This window comes from Ruoffia halotolerans (genome assembly GCF_014049385.1).
GTDB classification, from domain to species: domain Bacteria; phylum Bacillota; class Bacilli; order Lactobacillales; family Aerococcaceae; genus Ruoffia; species Ruoffia halotolerans.
Genome location: NZ_JACAOA010000048.1, coordinates 1 through 4,596, shown reverse-complemented (window position 1 = coordinate 4,596; position 4,596 = coordinate 1). Strand labels below are relative to the sequence as shown.

General features: G+C 29.3%; 6 protein-coding genes. 3 read left to right on the top strand and 3 right to left on the bottom strand.

The genetic code is table 11. The features are described from left to right. Together HW423_RS10540 and HW423_RS10535 are read right to left on the bottom strand one after the other, a co-directional pair. The coding region (locus tag HW423_RS10540) for a hypothetical protein (protein ID WP_218931868.1) at positions 1–284 on the bottom strand (284 nt) is incomplete at its 3' end. Positions 285–483: 199 nt separating this feature from the next. Next, a complete protein-coding gene (locus HW423_RS10535; protein WP_218931867.1) occupies positions 484–1,041 on the bottom strand; it encodes a hypothetical protein in 558 nt (185 codons plus the stop codon). Between the two features lie 540 nt (positions 1,042–1,581). Here HW423_RS10535 and HW423_RS10530 point away from each other — a divergent pair. Next, complete coding sequence (locus HW423_RS10530; RefSeq protein ID WP_218931866.1) at positions 1,582–2,892, top strand: sensor histidine kinase; 1,311 nt, start codon at positions 1,582–1,584, stop codon at positions 2,890–2,892. After that, positions 2,885–3,598 carry a LytR/AlgR family response regulator transcription factor gene (locus HW423_RS10525; protein WP_218931865.1) on the top strand — a complete coding sequence of 238 codons (714 nt, stop codon included), beginning with the start codon at positions 2,885–2,887 and terminating at the stop codon, positions 3,596–3,598. The genes HW423_RS10530 and HW423_RS10525 overlap by 8 nt, the downstream gene beginning before the upstream one ends. Positions 3,599–3,810: 212 nt before the next feature. Here HW423_RS10525 and HW423_RS10520 read toward each other — a convergent pair whose 3' ends face one another. Beyond that, positions 3,811–3,996: a hypothetical protein gene (locus HW423_RS10520; RefSeq protein ID WP_218931864.1), complete on the bottom strand. Its 186-nt coding sequence runs from the start codon at positions 3,994–3,996 to the stop codon at positions 3,811–3,813. 228 nt (positions 3,997–4,224) lie between these two features. On the opposite strand from HW423_RS10520, the gene HW423_RS10515 reads away from it, so the two are divergent. Further along, a complete protein-coding gene (locus HW423_RS10515; protein WP_218931863.1) occupies positions 4,225–4,569 on the top strand; it encodes a hypothetical protein in 345 nt (114 codons plus the stop codon). Positions 4,570–4,596 lie beyond the last annotated feature (27 nt).

The window sequence follows — 4,596 nt, the reverse complement described above, 5'->3', positions numbered from 1 at the left end:
CCATTGACTAATAACTTTTCCAAGTACTCATCTTCTATGATATTCTCGAATTTTTCTTCCATTATGTTAACTAGCAGTTCACTTTCGTATGAAAATGACACTGAGTTATCGTCTTTTTGCTGTTTTTGCTCTTCCTTATCTAGTTCCTCAAAAAAATCGATAGCTGTTTCATATGAGAGTGTATAATTTAAGTCAATAAACTGTTCTTCCATTGTCTCAGCTTTGACTGGACTTATGTTTAAAAATAGAGTTGTTAGCATAAAATACAAGTAAATTTTATACATAGTTATTAATTCCACCCCACTTTATCGAATTCATTTATAACTTAATATAACCAATTTATAGAACAAGAGTCAATTGATCTGATATATTTCAATCTATATGAATATTCTTTGATATGCTATATAACCTTAAGAAGTTAGAGTGAATCCTCTAACTTCTTAAGGTCACTATACTCTGAAAATCGAGATGAGTTTATTTTTATTACCATTCTAACACAAATTCATAAGAATTGTATTCAATAGTATTATCATCTGAACGTGTGAATTCGATAAGGTCATTATTAAACAACTTAATGCGAATGCTCTCATCCGACTCTACAATCTCTGGGTTGGTAATAGTGAATACAACGTTTCCCATCGGGTCAATAGATGAATATATTCCAGATGATGCATCTTGAATTTGTTGAATAACATTAAAAACAGTCGGATTATTTTCTAAATCAAGCTGATCTTCAATTGCATTAAAACTAACTCCTAACTCATCTTGCAATGCTTGGATATCATCTGCTTCTGAGTTGGGATCAAGTTGATTCAATGCAGAATTATCCATATGATTTGCTAATAAAAGGATAACCTCTCTTGCTTCAGGTGCTTCATTATTGATAGTTAATTGAACGCTGCTCGAGTTAAATACTATATGGCTAATAGGACTCTCTTCATTCTCGCTTACATAACTTTGATTATCGTTGGCAGAAACGGATGTTGAACTGATAGATACTAGTGATACTAATAAGATTATATACTTTAATATTTTTTTCATAAAAATATCTTACTCCTTTATAATTATTCTACTTATTGGATTACCTGAATTAGATGTTACATACCAGGCATACATTTTATTCCCTATACCTCTACAATATACTCTTAATGGTATAAACAATAGTATGATAATAAAGAGTTCAAAAATAACATCAAATAGCAAACCAATTATACTTGCGAGGATAAAACCTAATATCTGATGATAAATACATGTTCTAAGAAAAAATCTTCTATTGCTTTACTTCTGGTTGGTTGAAAAATAAAATATGTACTTAAATTCTCTGATACATTTACTTTAGCAATAAACATTATCAACATAAAACATAACCTTAAACAACGCTCAAAAGTATCTTCAATAGTTTTCCTCCTCTCATTGTTTACTAACTTTATCTTACATTCACATTTAATAATTTCCTTATTAATGTAACGAAAAGTCTCTAAATTGTACTGAAATTTTCAATATTCCTTATTACATTATTCAATTGAAGATGTTATTATGAAAATATAAATATTATAAAATTATTATTGAGAGGATATTTTGATGATTTTTTTTGATATCTTTTACCTTTTAATGACACCCATTTATATATTTAATATTTGGTCCTATTTTCGTATGAGATTTGAATCTACAAATAAATCTTATTTTTTGAGTACAATAATCTGTGTCATTAGTTATTTCTTAATTAGTTTTACATATCTTTTCTTAGAAATTCCTTTTTTGACTTTACTAGTGAATATCATTTGTGGGTATTTAATTTCTAGTCTTTTTTGTCAAAATATCGTTCGTCAATTAACTGAATCTCTTATTCTCATTCTCTCTTTCATTGCTATCGAAATTCTTGTGATTACATCTTTAAATTTTTTTACCATAAATTATTTAGATGCTTCAAGTTTTCAATCTATTAGTGCTGTAACACTGAATTATTTAACAGAATACTTATTTATTAAGCATTTGTCTCGTCGTAAATATCAGACTATATATCATATTAAACACACTTTCTTAGAACGAGTTCAACTGATAGTTCCTTTGATAACAGTTCTATTTTTTCTGTTAATAGCAAATAAGCCATTGTTAACAGAGATAGAATTTATCGCAGTAGCTGTTTTTTTCATTTTAATAAATATTATATTATTTGAATTATATGATGCATTAGCAAGAAGTTTTAATTTATTGGCTGAGCAGCAAAATTATGAGCAAGTACATTCAGATTATGCCAATCAATTGCAACTATTCGAATCCCATACTGAAGAATGGCGCGAGTTTCGCCATGACTTAGCTAATCGATTAACTCCATTATATGGATTTATTGATCGTTATCCTAATTCTGAATTAGAGGATATCATCACCAATATCATTCCTCTTAATCTCAAAGAAAAGTCGATTAACACGAAAAATATGGTAATTGATAGTGTTATAAATAGTAAGTTACAGGCAGCATCAAATAAAAACATTAGCTTATCCACCGAAATCCAGGTACCTAAGCATACTTATTTTGATAGTGTCGATTTAGCTGTTCTTTTAGGTAATTTATTAGATAATGCCATTGAAGGTTGTTTGACTGTGCAAGAAAATCGTTTCATAAATATAAAAATACTCTTTGAAGCAAACAAACTTAAAATAGAAATTGCCAATTCATTTGATGGCATCGTCAATAAACAAGGGGACCAATTATTATCTCGAAAAAAAACTAGTGAATTACACGGGTTTGGATTAGCAAGCGTTAGACGAATCGTCAATAAATATAATGGTCTACAAAATATTAATTATAATAATGAGATATTTATTATGAAAGTAATATTGTTTGAGCTCAGAGCGGAAGAAATGAAATCGAAGGGGGGATTCGATGATTGAAATTCTAATTTGTGATGATGATGGATATATCACAAAAAATTTGAGTAAGCATATATTAGATAGAATTATGTCTAAAAATTTAAATGCTAGTGTAAAAAGCTTTTTGAATGGTGATAGTTTGCTGAATTATCTGCAAAAAGACATTTCAAAAAAACGTATGATTCTATTAGATATTGAAATGGAAAACAAAGATGGATTGACTGTAGCTAAGTATATACGAAATGTATTAAATGATTATACTACTGAGATTATTTTTGTAACAGGCACAAACGGTTACGAACGAGCTTTGTTTGAAGTTCGACCTTCAGGTTTTATCCCAAAACCAATCAATTATGATTATTTATATAGCACACTAAATAGAGTATATAATCTTTTAAATATTGAATATGAATATTTTACTTATTACCAATTTGGTACAGAAAAATCAATCCGTTTGAATGATATTGTATATTTTGAGAGTATGTCGCGTAAAATAGAGTTAACCACAGTCGAATACACTGATTGGTTTTACGAAAAAATGGGCTCGCTTAAACATCAATTAATTAAACATCCCCAATTCGTATTATGTCATCGTTCTTTTATCATCAATTGCAAGCATATCATAAGAAAAGACGGTGCTAACCTGATTATGACAAATGACTCATCAATTCCTATTAGTAATAAAAAACTTAAGTCAGTCGAAGAGGCATTGATACAATTTATGTAGCAATAATTTTATCAATTTAATTGAAATCAAAAAAAAGAAACGGACCCCAAAAAGTTAGGATTTTTACTCTAACTTTTTGGGTCACTATAATTTCCTCCATGATGTCATCTTGAAATTGAGCATGTTTATCTTTATATTCAGTGAGTTTGCGATATAATTCGTATGAGCCCCGTGAGAGTTTGAACCGTGACATTTAAGTTTCCATTTTCAATTCATGCAATAACCGATTGGATCTTGCCCGTCTTTTTAGCAAATTCTTTTTGTGTCATATGCTGTGACTCTCTTAGTTGCATAACTTTAACGGCGATATCTAATCTGATACCTTCTTTTCTATATTCTTCTTCTAAATACGGATTCTGAGCAATATCCTTATTTATCAAGTCTCTTATTCTACTCATTCTAATCCCCTCAAACCAGCTTAGTCATCCGTCTACTTAAAACAACTCATCCTAATCCGACACTAATTTTTTCTCAATGAATACATTCCAAAGTAGTTTTAAAGTTTCGCTAGTTTTAGTATGGCAGATGATGCAGTATTATTTTTCCTGTTTATCCATTCTTCATACTTTAGACCAATGTCGTACACGTTTGAATTGACTAAAATGGTATTATAAGAAGTGATTTAGATGGAAAAGATTAATAAATTTATTACAAAAACGCCTCGAAAATTCTGGCTTTACAATAGTATCGTCGCTCTTATCTTTTTTCTTATTGCGCCACACAATTTTTTTCAAGCAATTTTATTCCCGTTTGCTGTCATCATGGTTCGCTACATCACTTTGAATTATTTAACAAATGTCACCGTTAAATACTTGGGCTTTTATCCCTTCAAGAAAGATATAAAATGGTTCTTAATTACTTTGGCAATTAGTTTTGTGCTTTATCAAACGTCATTTACCATTATGATTTTAGGTGGATTACTCATTCTATGGCAGGATGGTTATTTTGATCATTTAAAGATTAAGAAATAACTTAAAAAGGGGTTAGTACTGATGAAT